Raw genomic sequence first — 15017 nt, forward strand, 5'->3', positions numbered from 1 at the left:
TCTCCTCAGGCATAGCTGTCGGTAAGGGCGGAATAGATCAGCGTCTTGAGCTGCCGCCGGATGGGATAGGTCGACGAGGGGTAAACCTGCGTCATGAAAACCATGGTGATCCGTTCGACCGGATCGACGAAGAAGGCGGTCGAGTAGGCACCGCCCCAATAGAACTCGCCCATGCTTGAGGGCATCAGCGTCTTGGCCGGATCGATCACCATCGCGAAGCCCAGCCCGAAACCGGTGCCGGCGTTGTTGGCCTCGGAGAACAGACTGCTCGACATCTCGGTTAGGTCGGCATTGTTCGGCAAGTGATTGGTGCGCATCAGCCGCAAGGTCTTGGGGCTCAGAATGCGTGCACCGTCGAGTGCGCCGCCATTGAGCAGCATGGTGGTGAAGCGATGGTAGTCGGCGATGGTACCGATCAGCCCGCCCCCGCCACTGTCAAAGGTTCCCGGCTGGGCCAGCTTGCTTGTGGCGCCGGCGCTGATCATCCTTGGTGACTGGCCAGGACGGTAGGCATAGGCGTCGACCAGGCGCTCCAGGTCGCTTTCCTTCACGCCGAAGCGAGTGTCATTCATGCCCAGCGGGGCGAAGATGTTCTTTTCGAAATATTCGCCCAGCCGCATCCCGCTGATCCGTTCGACCGCGATGCCGAGGACGTCGGTCGAAACCGAATAGTTCCAGCCCTGGCCCGGAGCGAACTCAATCGGAAGCTTGGCCAGTCGGGCGATGAACTCGTCGCTGTCGAGATGGTCGCGTGCGAAATCGAAATTGTGCTCGCGATAGACCGCATCGATATTGTTGCGGTTCTGCAGGCCATAGGTGAGGCCGGACATGTGCGTCAGCAGGTCGACGAAGCGCATGGGGTGCGCAGGCGCGCCAGGCGCAAAGGGAACTGATCCGCCGCCACCGGCATAGACTCTGAGGTTGGCGAACTCCGGGAAGACGCGTGTGACCGGCTCTTCCAGGGCAACCTTGCACTGTTCGACGAGTTGCATGAAGGCGACCGAAGTGACCGGTTTGGTCATGCTGGCGATGCGGAACAACGCATCGTCGCGCAGTTCCCGCCCATCGTCGCCCATAACGCCGAGCTTGGTGTAATAAACTGGCGCCCCGTCGCGCGCGACGACCAGCTGGGCATTCGGCAGGCGCCCGTCGTTTACATAGGTTTCAGCCAGGAATGGCGCGATTCGCGCCAGCCTGTCGGCATCGAATCCCCGTGTTGCGGCCTCGGCCAGCTCGAACATGCATCTCTCCACTTGTGCGCATACCTATGCTTCTGTTTTACCCGAATAGCGATTTCATTTGGTCTTGCCACCCTCATACCTCACCTTCGAAGGCGGCTTGCGCGATGAGGCGCGGCGAGGTTAGAGCGGTAGCACGAGAGGGAGTCGCCCAAGCAGGGTGACGGACGAGGTGACAAGAATGAATGAACTCGCACGCGCGATCGGCTTCGTGCCGCCCGCGGGATGGCCGGCCATGACCCGCGCGCAATGCTACGAGCGCCTGACCGCCCCCGGCGAACGCTTCGAAATGGAGACAGTCGACATTCGCGGAGTGCCGACTCGCGCCTGGAAAAATTCTCCCGCAAACCTGCGGGTCGTGGCCATGGCGGGGCGGGCACATGGGGACCGGCTCTTCACGATCTATGAAGACGAACGCGTCAGCTACGCGGCCTGGTTCCGCGCGGTCGCGCGGTTGGCGGCGGAGTTTCGTGCGCGCGGCGTAGCGAAGGGCGATCGAGTGGCGATTGCCATGCGCAACCTGCCCGAATGGCCCGTGGCCTTCTTCGCCGCGACTACGCTCGGGGCGATCTGCGTACCGCTCAACGCCTGGTGGACCGGGCCCGAACTGGCGTTCGGCCTCGCCGATTCGGGGACGAAGCTGCTGGTTTGCGATGCCGAACGTTGGGAGCGCATTGCGCCGCTGCGCAGTGAGTTTCCTGACCTGGCGACGGTTTTCGTCTCGCGTTCGCATGAGGCGATGGTGGATGCCGAACGTCTCGAGGACATCATCGGTGCTCCGAACGACTATGTTGCCTTGCCCGAGGCGGAGCTGCCCGAGGTCGAAATCGCCCCCGACGACGAGGTGACGATCTTCTACACCAGCGGTACCACCGGCCAGCCCAAGGGGGCGCTGGGCACCCACCGCAATTTGTGCACCAATATTCTGTCCAGCGGGTGGAGCGTGGCGGTTGCCGCACTGCGCCGGGGTGAAGAGCCGCCGGCACCGGTCCAGAAAGTTGGCCTTACGGTCATTCCTCTGTTTCACGTCACCGCATGCTCGGCCAGCATGATGGGTGCGGTCGTGGCGGGGCACACCATGGTGTTCATGCACAAATGGGATCCGGTACGGGCGTTTGAGTTGATCGAGCGCGAGAAAGTCAATCTGACGGGGGGCGTGCCGACCATAGCCTGGCAGTTGATCGAGCATCCCGATCGCGAGAAACACGATCTCTCCAGCCTCGAATCGATTTCCTATGGCGGGGCCCCTTCGGCACCCGAGCTGGTGCGCAAGATTCGCGAGGTCTTTGGCGCGCTCCCCGGCAACGGCTGGGGGATGACGGAAACCATGGCGACGGTCACGGGCAACAATTCGGAAGACTACCTTAACCGCCCCGACAGTGCCGGCCCGCCGGTAGCGGTTGCCGACCTCAAGATCATGTCAGAGGACGGCATGACCGAACTGCCCGTGGGTGAAGTGGGTGAACTGTGGGCGCGTGGGCCGATGGTGGTGAAGGGGTATTGGAACCGTCCGGAAGCGACCGCCGAAACCTTCATCGATGGCTGGGTGCGCACGGGCGACCTCGCGCGGCTCGACGAGGAGGGCTTCTGCTATATTGTCGATCGCGCCAAGGACATGATCATCCGCGGGGGCGAGAACATCTACTCATCCGAAGTGGAGAATGTGCTCTACGATCACCCGGCGGTGACCGATGCGGCGCTGATCGGCATTCCCCATCCCACACTGGGTGAGGAACCGGCCGCGGTGGTCCATCTTGCTCCCGGCACATCGGCGAGCGAGGAAGAGCTGCGCGCCTGGGTTGCCGAGCGGCTGGCGAAGTTCAAGGTGCCGGTGCGGATCGCCTTCGTCGAAGAGACGCTGCCGCGTAACGCCAATGGCAAGATCCTCAAGAAGGACCTTGGAGCCTTCTTCGCATGAACCGCCCGGTCGCGACCCGCAAATTCGGCGAGAAGCGCGAGGCGATCATCCATGCCGCCTCTGTGTTGATCAATGAATACGGCGTCCAGGCAACTACGCTGGCTGAAGTCGCCAAGGCCATCGGGCTCAACGCGACCAGCGTGACCTATTACTTCGCCCGCAAGGAGCAGCTGGTCGTCGCCGTCTACGAGGAAACGCTGTCCTCGATGGAGCAGATGGCTGCCGAAGCGCTGGCCCAGCCCGATCCGGCCTCGCGGCTTCGGCACTTCATCGCCTCCCATGTTGCAGTGCGTGCCCGCATCCGCGCAGGCGAGCATGGCTTGACCACGGCCTTGTCCGAGATTCGCACGCTGGAGCCCGAAGCGCAGGATCCGCTGATGGCGCACTACCTGCGCGTGGTGGATCTCGTCCGCCGCTTCTTTGGCGAGTGGGGCAGCAATGAGGAGCGCGCGCTATTCTCCGCCCGTGCGCATATCCTGCTCGAAGCGATAATGTGGTGGCCGGTCTGGTCGCTGCAATATTCGGCGCGCGACTTCCCGCGGATCGAGGATCGCCTGTTCGATGTCCTTGCGCACGGCATTCCTGCCGTATGTGGCACCTTCGCCCCTGCAGCGCTGGCAGGCGAGTGGCGGACGCATGTCGACGAAGAGACGGGCCAGAACGAGGCCTTCCTGCGTGCTGCGACGGTGACGATCAACCAGCGGGGTTATCGCGGGGCCTCGGTCAATCGCATTGCCGAAAGCCTCAACGTCACCAAGGGCAGTTTCTATCACCACCACGATGCCAAGGATGACCTGGTGCTGGCCTGCTTCCGCCACAGCTATGACCGCATGTCGGCGGTCCAGATGGCCGGGCTGGATCTTGCCGGCGACTATTGGTCGCGGTTGGCCAGCGTCCTCGCCGAACTCGTCGACCTGCAATTCTTCGACAGCACGCCCTTGCTGCGTACCACGGCCCTGCAGGCGCTCGATCCGGCCCACAAGATCAATGTAGTGACCCGTTCGAACCGGCTGGCCCGGCGCTTTGCCGGCATGCTGATCGACGGGATCGCCGATGGCTCGGTGCGCCCGATCGACCCGCTGGTTGCCGGGCAGGTACTGATGTCGACGGTCAACTCGGCCTATGAGGCCCGTCACTGGGCAGCTCGCTTCGGTGCGACCGATGATGCCGTCCGGACCTACCTCTCGGTACTGTCAGACGGGATGATCGCCCCGTCAGCTTGAGCTGCGCGGCTCGCGTACCTTGAACTGCATCAAGGCGAGCGAGGCGAGCAGGGCGGCGACCGATACCGCGATCAGCGGCGGATAGCCCATCGCCGCAATAGCGACGCCGGCCAGGACCGGGCCCACCGAAGACACCGCACCCTCCACCGTCGTGAGCAGGGCGAGCCGCATCGGGATATCCTCGTGTGCGCCGAACTCGAGCACCAGTGTGAGCGCTGCCATCATCCAGCCCGATGAACCGATTCCCAGCGCGACGAATGCGAGGTGCAGCAGCCACCCGTCACCGAAGACCAGCAGCGCGAGGCCAGTAAGGCTGCTGGCCAGTGAGCCGAGATAGACCAGGCGAAAACCGTAGCGGTCGCCGATCGCCCCCCAGGCGAGGTTCGACAGCGTATCGGCCGTAAGGAAAGCCAGGCTGAGCGATCCGATCAGCCGACCATCCAGGCCCAGCCTGTCGCCGACGTAGAGCGTCCAGAACGGTAGCCCGACACGCGAGATCGAGGCGAAGCCGTGGACGAACAGGAAGGCACGGAAGTCGCGGTGCTGCAGAAGCTCGCCGAATTGCTTGAGGCGCTGGCGAAGCGGCATCTCCGGGCGCAAGCTTGGCGCATCGGGTTCGGTCAGGCCCATGCGCAGCGCAACCAGCCCGATCGACGTGAGCACGAAGGCGAGCAGGAAGGTGGTGGCGTAGCCGTTGCCGAGCCATGTCTGCTCGATGAAGTAATGCCCGGCAACCCACGCCAGCCCGGCCGCGATCAATCCGCCGAGCATGTTGCGCACACCCTGCAGGCGACCGCGCCGGGCGATCGGGATGACCTTGGCCATCAGCATCTGGAATGCGACGCGTTGTGCCCCCGAAAAGAAGCCCAGCAGCAGGAATGAAAGCAGGGTGACCGCCAGCAGGGCGGACCCATCCAGCGTCCATGCAGCGACGGCGAGGATGAGGATCATGACCCGCATCATCGACCCAACCCCGATGGCATAGGGCATGATCCGCTTTCGGCTTTCGACCCGGGCACCAGACAGGATCGGCGAGACCGTGCCGCCGAGCTGGAGCAGGGCGGTGCCCAGTCCGACCGCTGCGGCACTCCCGGTTAGCAGGTAGAGGTAGGCGGGAATGATCGTCGGGGCATAGATCAGGCGAAAGCCCGTCATCCCGAACACGCCATGGATCAGGGTCGCGCGGTAGTTGCGCTTCAGGTTCGTCGCCATGAAGGCGTGGTGGCGCTCCCAGACGTCGTCTTCGGGGAGCGCCTCCATTTCCTCGCCCGAAGGGGCGAGCGGCTCGCTCAATAGCCCCCCAGGCTGGCGTAGCGGTCCTTGAGGAAGCTCGATGAACCCCAGCTCGCCTCAAGCACGCGGGCGCGCTTGAGGTAGAAGCCGACGTCATATTCGTCGGTCATGCCGATGCCGCCGTGGAGCTGGATGCCCTGGTTGCTGATCGTGTGCAGCACGCGATTGGCCTCGGCTTTGGCGATGGTCGCAGCGCGCGCCACGCCGAAACCGCTGTCGACCGCCTGCAAGCCCGCCTCGACCGCGCTGCGCATCTGCGCCAGGTCGGCGAAGAGGTCGGCCATGCGATGCTGCAGGGCCTGGAAGCTGGCGAGCACCTGGTTGAACTGGACGCGCTGCTTCAGGTACTCAAGCGTCACGTCGAATACCTGCTGCGCCATGCCGAGCATTTCCGCCGCGGTCAGTACGCGAGCCCGGTCGAGCACGTCGTCGAGCAGGCTGTCGCCGCCGCCCGCTAGCTTGTCTGCCGCGGCACCATCGAAGGTGACGTCGGCATGGCTGCGCTGGTCGGTCAGCTTGCGCGTGGTCAGCGTAACGCCGGCCCCATTCTCGACCAGGTAGAGCCCATCCTTCGCCGCGACGACGAACAGGTCGGCACCATGCGCTTCATGGACGAAGGTCTTCTTGCCGCTGATCTTGCCGCCTGAAACACTGGTCTCGATCGCTGCAGGGTCATGCGCCGCGCCCTCGTCGACCGCCAGGGTGGCGATCGCCTCGCCGCTGGCGAGCTTCGGGAGCCACCTGGCCTTCTGCTCCTCGCTGCCGCCAAGCGCGATCGCGCTGGCCGCGATGGTGGTCGCCAGAAGAGGGCTGGCGGTCAGCGTCTTGCCCAGTTCCTCGAACACGAGGCCAGCCGACATGTAACCGAAGTCCGAACCGCCATGCGCCTCGGGCACGATGATTCCGGCCCAGCCCATCTGTGCCATCGTGGCGTAGGCATCGCGGTTGAACGCTTCCGGTTCGCCGCTTGCCCGCACCTTGCGGAATTCAGTGACCGGGCTTTCATTGACCGCCCATTCACGCGCCATGTCGCGCAGCATTTCCTGTTCTTCGTTGAGAACTGCCATGTTCCTCGCCCTCTCTTACTGGTGGTCGAGCATGCCGAGCACACGCTTGGCGATGATATTGTTCTGGATTTCGGTCGAGCCGCCGTAGATCGTCGTCGCCTTGCCGAAGAGCCATCCGCGCACGGCTTCGAGTTCACCGTCGGTGAAGCCGTCGCCTTCCCAGCCGAGCCCCTGCAGGCCGCGGATCTCGATCAGCAGCTCGCTGCGCTCCTGGCTCAGCTTGGTGCCGACCTTCTTGAGCACCGAACTGATCTCCGAAACACCGCCGGTGGCCTTGCTTTCCTCCACCGCACGGCGCGCGGTCAGCAGGAAGCTGCCCCAGCGGATTTCGAAATCGGCGATCTTGTCGCGCAGCACCTTGTCGGCGAGTTCGCCATCTGCATCGGTGGCGCAGTACTTCTTGGCCATGTCGCCGAGGCTCTGGCCCATCATGCTGGCCAGGCGGCCACCGCCCGAAATGTTGGTGCGTTCATGCTGCAGCAGGCGCTTGCCGATGGTCCAGCCCTGACCTTCAACGCCCACGAGGTTCTTCTTGGGTACCTTCACATCGGTGAAGAAGGTTTCGCAGAATGGGCTGGTACCGCTGATCATCGTGATTGGGCGTACTTCCACGCCGGGCGAGGTCATGTCGATCAGCAGGAAGCTGATGCCGCGATGCTTGTCGCTCTTGTCGGTGCGGACGATGGCAAAGCACTTGTCGGCCCACTGGCCGCCGCTGGTCCAGGTCTTCTGGCCATTGACGATGTAGTGATCACCCTTGTCCTCGGCAAAGGTCTGGAGGTTCGCAAGGTCGGATCCGGCATTGGGTTCCGAATAACCCTGGCACCAGCGCACTTCGCCGCGGCAGATCGCGGGGATGTGCTCCATCTTCTGTTCTTCGCTGCCATATTCGAGCAGCGTCGGGCCGAACATCATCACGCCCATGCCGCCGATCGGGTTATAGGCGCCGGCCTTGGCGAATTCCTGGTCGACGATGCGCGCCTGTCCCTTGGTCAGGCCACCGCCGCCATATTGCTTGGGCCAGGTGGGGGTGCCCCAGCCCTTGGCGCCAACCGCTTCGCGCCAGGCCTTCATGGCCGGGGTTTCATCGGTCGGGCCGTCGACACCGGCAAGGGCATTGCCCTTGTTCTTCAGTTCGGCGGGAAAATTCTCGGCAAGGAAAGCCTGCACTTCCGCGCGGAAGGCCTCCTCGTCGGTCGGGGTATCGGCTTCGAGCTGGGTCGCCATGGCGTGTGGTCCTCTCTTCTCTGTGGCGACTCCCATACCGCAAATTTGGGAGGGACTGAAATACGCTAGGGAAGGGCGCGCTTGCGCCCGTCCTCAGTCCTCCAGTCTGGTCACTTCGGCAAGGACTCGCTCGGCCCATTCCGGGCGGCAGATCAGCAGGTCAGGCATGTAGGTGTCGGACTGGTTGTAGACCAGCGGGCTTCCGTCGACGCGGCTGGCATGAAGCCCATGGGCGATCGCCACCGCAACCGGTGCGGCGCTGTCCCATTCAAACTGCCCGCCGGTGTGGAGATAAATCTCCGCCTCGCCGCGTACCACCGCCATCGCCTTGGCCCCGGCAGAGCCCATGCCGATAAGCTCGGCTCCGATGGTTTCGGCCACGGCAACTGCTTCCTTGGCTGGGCGGGTGCGGCTGACGACCATGCGCGGCTTGGCTGCGGCCGGAGGCATGGCGGTGGGAGCATCGCTGCGCAGCACGACATCAAGGCCGGGCAGGGCAACCGCGCCTATTTCGGGTTTGCCTTCGACACATAGTGCGACATGGACCGCCCAGTCGGTTCGTTCCTCGCCATATTCGCGCGTGCCGTCGACCGGATCGACGATCCAAACGCGGCTCTTTGACAGGCGCTCTTCAGTGTCCTTGCTTTCTTCGGACAGCAGGCCGTCATCGGGTCGCTGGTGACGCAGCGCATGGACCAGGAACTGGTTGGCGGTCTGGTCGCCAGCCGTGCCCAGGCTCTTGCCTTCGAACATGCCGCTGGTGCGCACCTGGATCAGGATCTTGCCAGCTACCTCGGCGAGATGGGCGGCAAGTTCGGCATCGGTCATCGTGGAATTGTCCCTTGTGCCTCAAAAGGCTTGGGGCCCGCATGGCAGACCGAAACCGCCTTGCGAACCCCAATTTGTACGCTGCCGAAGGCTACGCAGGCTTGCGTGCAAAGATCCCGAAGCCGGCGATGATCGCATAGCAGGCGGCAGGCAATGCCAGCGCAGCTGCCAGGCCGACCTGGTCTGCCAGCGCGCCATAGATTGCCGGGATCACCGCACCGCCGGCGATGGCGACGTTGATGATGCCCGAGCCGTCTGCGGCGCGCGGTCCCAGCTTCTCACAGGCGAGCGAGAAGATCGTCGGGAACATGATCGAGTTCATCAGGCCGACCGCAAGGAGCGAATAGCCGGCGACGACCCCGGTGCTGTTCGCCGAGATGGCGATCAGCGTGATGGCTCCGGTAGCTACCGTTGCCAGCAGCAGGCCTGGGCTGACCATTCGCAGCAGGCCAGAGCCGATGAAGCGCCCTACGAGTGCACCGCCCCAATAGAGCGAGATCAGCTTGCCCGCGTCCTGCTCGGCGAGATTCAGGACTTCCGCCTGCATCAGGTAGTTGACGATGAAGCTTCCAATGGCGACTTCGGCGCCGACGTAGAGGAAGATGCAGGCAGCGCCATACCCGAACCGTGACCGCTTGAGCAGAGCGATCCCTTCCGCAAGGCTCGATTCGTCGTGCTGCTCACCCTTCAGGCGATTGCGGAAAGCCCACACGATCGCCGCGACGACTGCCAGCGCAGCTGCGAGTCCGAGATAGCCGTTGACGATGGCCTGGCTTTCGGCGGTGCGATAGGCTTGCAGTTCGGCGCCCGACAATTCGGCAGCGGTGACCGTCGCCAGGCTTCCGAGGATCAGGATCGATCCGACATAGGGGAAGATCGTCGTACCCAGTGAATTGAACGCCTGCGCGAAGGTCAGCCGACTGTGCGTCGTCTTGGCCGGGCCGAGCAGGCTGATCAGCGGGTTGGCGACGATCTGGACCAGCACTACGCCGGTAGCGAGGATGAAATAGGCAAACAGGAACACGCCGAACACGGCGGTCTGGCTGGCAGGAATGAACAGCAGGCAGCCGACCATCATGGTGAGCAGGCCGGCAACGGCGCCGCGCATATAGCCCAGCTTCTTGACCAGCCGTGCGCCGGGGATGCCGACTACCGCATAGGCGATGAAGAAGCAGAACTGCACCAGGCTGGCTTCGAAGAAGCTCAGCGTGAACAGCTCCTTCAGCTTGGGAATGATCACGTCGTTGAGCGAGGTGATGCCGCCAAAGATGAAGAACAGCGCGAAGACGAAGTAGTTGAGGCCGGGCGCGTCGATCGGCGGGCCCTCTTCCTCGATCGGATTCGGATCGGTGCTGGTCGCAACCCCAGGTGCAAGTGCCATGTTTGATATCCTCCCGTGCCCGGCCTTCAGAAGGGGCCGGTGCAATCCATCTGTGCTGCCTGCGGCACGACCTTGATCGAATCCAGTTCGAATACGAATGCGTCGCTGCTGGCGATCTCTATACCGGTGATATCGCCAGTGGCGAGGCAGGAGAGCGGAACCTCAAGTTCGCGCATGCCCTTGCCTTCGACCAGCGAGAAGGTCGACGTAAAATCCCGCGAACCCGCCGCGTTCTCACCCAGTGCCCTTAGCGTCACCGTTCCAGTCGGCCGATGCTCGACCTGGACCCGCATGCTCAGCGCGGCCGTCTCGGGGAAGGGCAATGCATCCCAGCGCAATTGCAGGGTTGCAGGGCCGCTCCACTGCAAGCGCCGCGCATCTTCTTGCGCCCCGATATCGAAAGCGGTCGACTTGAAGCCCGGACCTGCGCCGACGAGGTTCACCAGGCCCGTGTCGCCGGTGAAGGCCCAGATGCCCGATTGCAGCCCGCGGTCGTAGATGGAAAGGCCGTCCCCGCTCTTAATACCTGAGAGAGAGCATTCGGTAGCCAGCGCGGGGACGGCGGGCTTCGCGGCATAACTGCCGCCGAAGCCCAAGGGGAAAAGGTTTGGCGCGCCCGGCTCGCAGCCCGAAGGCCAGGCAAAGGACAGCGTGCCGGTGAAGTCACGCGGGGTCCTGCCGTCCTTGTCTGCGATCAGTACATCGGCAACGCCTGCGCCTTGCGAGCCGGGGAGCCATGCCGCGACGAAGGCATCGGCTACGGCCATCTCGGGACCGACGAACATCGGCCGGCCTGACAGGAACACCGCGACCACGGGGATGCCTTGCTCTTTGAGTGCGGCGATGGTTTCGATGCCCTTGCCGGTGAAATCGAGGTGCGGGCGATCGCCCTGGAACTCAGCATAGGGGGTTTCGCCGAACACCACGATGGCGACGTCGGGCTTTTCGCTGAAGCTGCCGTCGTTGGAGAGCGTAGCCTTGCCTCCGGCTTGCGACACCGCAGCGGAGATTCCGTCCCAAAGCGTTTGGCCGTTCGGGAAGTCGGCCTTGGTCACGTCGGTGCCCTGCCAGCCGATGGTCCAGCCGCCCGACTGCATCGCCATGTCGTTCGCGCCGGGGCCGGCAACGAGCACCTTGGCGCTGGGTTTGATCGGAAGCACCGATCCCTCGTTCTTGAGCAGCACGAGCGATTTGCTGACCGCCTCGCGAGCGATGGCGAGGTGGGCGGGGGATCCGATTACCGAGAAGTCGCCGCGCTTGTCCGGCTGGCCATCCATCAGGCCCAGCTTGAACTTGACACGCAGGATGCGGCGCACCGCGTCCTCGAGCCGGTCCATCGGGATTTCGCCTGCTTCCGCCCGGCGCAACAAGCTTTCGTAGAGGCCCTTCCAGCTGTCCGGGGCCATGTAGAGGTCCAGGCCAGCCAGAAGCGCAGTCGGGCAGTCGGTCGGTTCGCAACCGGGGATCTGGCCATGCGCGTTCCAGTCGCCGACAACGAGGCCTTCGAAGCCCATCCGGCCCTTGAGCGCGTCGGTCAGCAAGAACCGGTTGCCGTGATGCTTGACCCCTTGCCAGCTGGAGAAGCTGGCCATCACTGTCAGGGCACCGGCATCGATGGCGGGTGGGTAACCGGCGGCATGGATACGGACGAGCTCCTCTTCGGAGATTTTCGCGTTACCCTGGTCCTGGCCCTTGTCGGTGCCGCCGTCGGCGAGGAAGTGCTTGGCAGTTGCGGCGACCTTGTCGCGGGCTAGGATCTGGCCGGATACGAGTTCGCCCTGCAGCCCCAGCACCATTTCCTTGCTGTAGGCGGCAACGATCGACGGATCGGAGCTGTAGCCTTCATAAGCACGGCCCCAGCGCCCATCCTGCGGGACGGCCAGGGTTGGAGCGAAAGTCCATTCAATTCCAGTGCCGGCGATCTCAGCTCCGGTGACCACGCCGATGCGGTAGATGAGGTCGGCATCGTGCGTCGCGCCAAGTCCGACATTGTGGGGAAACAGGGTAGCGCCGGGAATATTGTTGTGTCCGTGGACCGCATCGACCCCGAACAGGATCGGGATGGCCACGCCATCGGCGCGTGGCTGCAGTGATACCGCGCGGAATTCGCGGATCAGCTTGTCCCACTCTTCGGCGCTCGCGCGATCATTCCCATTGGGGCCGCTGTTGCCGCCCGCCAGGATCGATCCCAGCGGGTAGGTCTTGAGATCTTCGGGCTCGATCGAGGAAATGTCGCCTTGGACCACCTGGCCGACCTTTTGGGCCAGCGTCATCTTTTCGATCAATGCGGTGATCGCGGCCTCGGTCGCGGCATCGGTGATCGCTGCGGGACTATGCGCTTCGGGCCAGAGTTCTGCGTGCGTTGTGCCCGGCGCCTCGGTTGGGGCGTCCGAAGCGCTGGCAACTGCACTTTGACCTGGTACGCAACCGGTCACCGCGAGCGCCGCGACAGAAGCCCACAACCAAACCTTCATCCCCAATTCCCTCCGGTTCTCGAGTTATGTTGAGAACGTTCACAACTCTGGTGCCATGGCTGGCGGGGGAGGTCAAGCGCCTAGATGCGTCGCATCGACAACAGGATCAGGCAGGCCGCGGCGGCCAGGGCCGCGAGGAGAAGGAAGAGGGCATCGAAGCCGAAGACCGGCACCAATGCCAGGGTGAGCCACGGCATGATCAGTGACGGCACGGTATTGGTCAGGTTGAAGAAACCCAGATCGCGTCCGCGCGTCCGCGGTCGCGGAAGTACGCGCAGGGTCTGGCTCGAATGCAAGGCGAGGAAGACACTGGTCGCAAGTCCGAACAAGATATAGCTGCCAATCGCCGTCAGCAGGGTTTGCGCCGTCGCCATTGCGAGGAGGCCCAGCGAACCCAGGCCTGCGCCGATCGTCAATGGCAGGACTGGCCGATTGTTGCGGTCCGACCAGCGCCCGGCTGCCAGGGCGAGTGGGACCGAAACGCACAGCACGATGCTGAAGACTGCGGCGGTATCGTTGTCGGTAACGTTCCTGTCGATACTGCGGAACCAGAATAGCAGGAAGGCGAACAGGGCCGCCTCGGCTACCTGGACCAGAAGCCTGGCCAACCACATCCGCGCGACCGGTGCGCGCTCCACGAGTAGCGGGTCCTGTACCGGTGGCGCCTCCTCCATTAGGCTGGGCATCGGGCGCGGATGCCCGAATATCAGGACGGGCAGGACCATCGCCGCGACGATGAGCGCGACCAGGGTCAGCCTTGCGTCGGGGCTCGCAAGCCCGGGCCAGGTTACCAGTGCGCCGGATAGCGCACCAAGTGCGGGAGCCAGCGACAGCAGGCCGCCCAACAGTCCCTTCTGTGCGTCGGGAACGACATCTCCCGCCCAGGCCGCCAACGGACCGAGCATCATGTTAAGGGCAAGCTGCCATGCGATGATCATCGGGATCAGATCGACCAGGCTGTCGACCCGTGCCATGGCGACGAGAAGGAAGCCGGATAACACCACACCGCCGAAGATCCATGGTCGCCGCAAACCCGTGCGATCGCTAAGCCAGCCGAAGCCGATGTTGGCGAAGCTGGCCGCAATGGCCCCGGCAAACGCGGTATAGGCAAGTACCGCGACGCCCGATGAGCCGGCGAAGCCGGTGACGCGTTCGGGCAACAGGACCGTGAGGAACGGCACGTAGGCGACCGCACCGCCCGCTGCGGCGAGGGCGTAGAGCCACAGGAATGAAAGCGACTGACGCTGTGCGCCCAGCCCGGCTTCAGTTGCCGTCACGTGGTCTTGCCCGGGCTGTGGAACTGCGAACGACGAGTTCGCCCAGCACGACGACAGGTTCTTCGGGCAGGCCGTCTTCGCGACTGTCGATCAACAGTTCCACGGCGCGCGCAGCCGTCGCGGCGATTGGCTGGTCGAGAGCGGTCAGCGGCGGCTGAGTGAAGCGGACCAGCGGAGTGTTGTCGAAGCTGACCACCGATAGGTCATCGGGCACGTCGAGGCCGCGCTCGCGGGCTACGGCGAGCGTAGCCAGCGCCATCTGCGCGCTGCTGGCGATAATCGCGGTGGGCGGCTGAGATTTTTCTAGCAGCGTTCTGGACGCCACCAGGCCGCTTTCGTAGCCGAAGTCGCCCCGTTCACAGAGGTCTTCGGTAGAGAGCCCGGCCTTTGCCATCGCATCCTCCCAGCCATCGATACGCCAACCGGCCAACGCGTATTCTTCCGGTCCCGCGATGAAGCCGATGCGGCTATGGCCGAGACTGACGAGATGCTCGGTCGCCAGCGCCGCGAGATGCTCGTCCCCCATGGTCATCGGCACGCCCGGACCCAGCGCCTTGGACCCGATGCGCGCGAATGGAATGTTGCGCTTGGCGAGCAAGTTGGTGATCAGCGGATTCTCGGAGTGTGGCGGAGTGAGGATAACTCCATCCGGCTGGAGGGCGGCGATGGTCGCGCTCAACTCGCGCTCGACATGGTCGCTGTGGGTGTCGACCAGTTCCACCAACATGCGATACCCGCGCTCGTCGCAGGTGAGCATGCCGCCAAGCAGCATCTGGTCGACCCAGTCGGTACCTTCGCGCGCGCGCCAGTCAGCGATGGTGCGCTCCCGATCGTTGATCGCGAGGATCATGTATGAACGCGAGCCGCTCATCCGTTGCGCGGCGATCGAAGGAACGTAACCGAGCTTGTCGATACTCGCCTGAACCCGCTCCTTCATCTCGGGCCGGACGTTGGGTTCATTGTTGATGACACGGCTGACAGTCTGCAGGGAAACCCCTGCATCGGCTGCGACGTGCTTGATCGTAACTGCTTGGCGGCGCCGAGCCATGGTCTGCCTAATCCTCCCTCGTCCGTCGCATCGTCACCGCATC

General features: G+C 64.0%; 11 protein-coding genes. 2 read left to right on the forward strand and 9 right to left on the reverse strand.

From position 1 onward, the window contains the following. Positions 1 to 5 precede the first annotated feature (5 nt). On the reverse strand, positions 6 to 1241 hold the full coding sequence (locus HQR01_RS14450; RefSeq protein WP_173215767.1) for a serine hydrolase domain-containing protein: 1236 nt from the start codon (positions 1239 to 1241) through the stop codon (positions 6 to 8). 178 nt (positions 1242 to 1419) lie between these two features. On the opposite strand from HQR01_RS14450, the gene HQR01_RS14455 reads away from it, so the two are divergent. Next, positions 1420 to 3156 carry a class I adenylate-forming enzyme family protein gene (locus HQR01_RS14455; RefSeq protein ID WP_173215768.1) on the forward strand — a complete coding sequence of 579 codons (1737 nt, stop codon included), beginning with the start codon at positions 1420 to 1422 and terminating at the stop codon, positions 3154 to 3156. After that, the gene (locus tag HQR01_RS14460; protein WP_173215769.1) at positions 3153 to 4379 is read left to right on the forward strand and encodes a TetR/AcrR family transcriptional regulator; all 1227 of its coding nucleotides are present in this window, start codon (positions 3153 to 3155) and stop codon (positions 4377 to 4379) included. Before HQR01_RS14455 ends, HQR01_RS14460 begins: the two co-directional genes overlap by 4 nt. On the opposite strand, the gene HQR01_RS14465 is transcribed toward HQR01_RS14460, so the two are convergent. The 8 genes from HQR01_RS14465 to HQR01_RS14500 form a co-directional block, all read right to left on the reverse strand. Continuing rightward, positions 4371 to 5672, reverse strand: a complete 1302-nt coding sequence (locus HQR01_RS14465) for an MFS transporter (protein ID WP_234030187.1) — start codon at positions 5670 to 5672, stop codon at positions 4371 to 4373. The two genes, HQR01_RS14460 and HQR01_RS14465, sit on opposite strands and share 9 nt — an antisense overlap. Further along, positions 5669 to 6739: an acyl-CoA dehydrogenase family protein gene (locus tag HQR01_RS14470; RefSeq protein ID WP_173215770.1), complete on the reverse strand. Its 1071-nt coding sequence runs from the start codon at positions 6737 to 6739 to the stop codon at positions 5669 to 5671. Before HQR01_RS14470 ends, HQR01_RS14465 begins: the two co-directional genes overlap by 4 nt. A gap of 15 nt (positions 6740 to 6754) precedes the next feature. Beyond that, positions 6755 to 7966: an acyl-CoA dehydrogenase family protein gene (locus HQR01_RS14475; protein ID WP_173215772.1), complete on the reverse strand. Its 1212-nt coding sequence runs from the start codon at positions 7964 to 7966 to the stop codon at positions 6755 to 6757. 93 nt (positions 7967 to 8059) lie between these two features. Continuing rightward, entirely contained in the window at positions 8060 to 8794 is a 735-nt protein-coding gene (locus HQR01_RS14480; protein ID WP_173215774.1) for a 3'(2'),5'-bisphosphate nucleotidase CysQ, read from the reverse strand. A 91-nt stretch (positions 8795 to 8885) separates the two neighbouring features. Continuing rightward, entirely contained in the window at positions 8886 to 10175 is a 1290-nt protein-coding gene (locus tag HQR01_RS14485; RefSeq protein WP_173215776.1) for a sugar MFS transporter, read from the reverse strand. A 26-nt stretch (positions 10176 to 10201) separates the two neighbouring features. Next, positions 10202 to 12649 carry a glycoside hydrolase family 3 protein gene (locus tag HQR01_RS14490; RefSeq protein ID WP_173215778.1) on the reverse strand — a complete coding sequence of 816 codons (2448 nt, stop codon included), beginning with the start codon at positions 12647 to 12649 and terminating at the stop codon, positions 10202 to 10204. A gap of 80 nt (positions 12650 to 12729) precedes the next feature. Further along, on the reverse strand, positions 12730 to 13926 hold the full coding sequence (locus tag HQR01_RS14495; RefSeq protein WP_173215780.1) for an MFS transporter: 1197 nt from the start codon (positions 13924 to 13926) through the stop codon (positions 12730 to 12732). Next, positions 13913 to 14974, reverse strand: a complete 1062-nt coding sequence (locus tag HQR01_RS14500) for a LacI family DNA-binding transcriptional regulator (protein ID WP_173215782.1) — start codon at positions 14972 to 14974, stop codon at positions 13913 to 13915. Before HQR01_RS14500 ends, HQR01_RS14495 begins: the two co-directional genes overlap by 14 nt. Between the last annotated feature and the right edge of the window lie 43 nt (positions 14975 to 15017).

Origin of the sequence: Erythrobacter mangrovi (genome assembly GCF_013260645.1) — a bacterium.
GTDB classification, from domain to species: domain Bacteria; phylum Pseudomonadota; class Alphaproteobacteria; order Sphingomonadales; family Sphingomonadaceae; genus Qipengyuania; species Qipengyuania mangrovi.

Excerpts from the sequence above, each read along its gene's own strand:
- HQR01_RS14450 (WP_173215767.1), bottom strand. The coding sequence starts at position 1,241 with ATGTTCGAGCTGGCCGAGGCCGCAACACGGGGATTCGATGCCGACAGG.
- HQR01_RS14455 (WP_173215768.1), top strand. The coding sequence starts at position 1,420 with ATGAATGAACTCGCACGCGCGATCGGCTTCGTGCCGCCCGCGGGATGG.
- HQR01_RS14460 (WP_173215769.1), top strand. The coding sequence starts at position 3,153 with ATGAACCGCCCGGTCGCGACCCGCAAATTCGGCGAGAAGCGCGAGGCG.
- HQR01_RS14470 (WP_173215770.1), bottom strand. The coding sequence starts at position 6,739 with ATGGCAGTTCTCAACGAAGAACAGGAAATGCTGCGCGACATGGCGCGT.
- HQR01_RS14475 (WP_173215772.1), bottom strand. The coding sequence starts at position 7,966 with ATGGCGACCCAGCTCGAAGCCGATACCCCGACCGACGAGGAGGCCTTC.
- HQR01_RS14480 (WP_173215774.1), bottom strand. The coding sequence starts at position 8,794 with ATGACCGATGCCGAACTTGCCGCCCATCTCGCCGAGGTAGCTGGCAAG.
- HQR01_RS14485 (WP_173215776.1), bottom strand. The coding sequence starts at position 10,175 with ATGGCACTTGCACCTGGGGTTGCGACCAGCACCGATCCGAATCCGATC.
- HQR01_RS14490 (WP_173215778.1), bottom strand. The coding sequence starts at position 12,649 with ATGAAGGTTTGGTTGTGGGCTTCTGTCGCGGCGCTCGCGGTGACCGGT.
- HQR01_RS14500 (WP_173215782.1), bottom strand. The coding sequence starts at position 14,974 with ATGGCTCGGCGCCGCCAAGCAGTTACGATCAAGCACGTCGCAGCCGAT.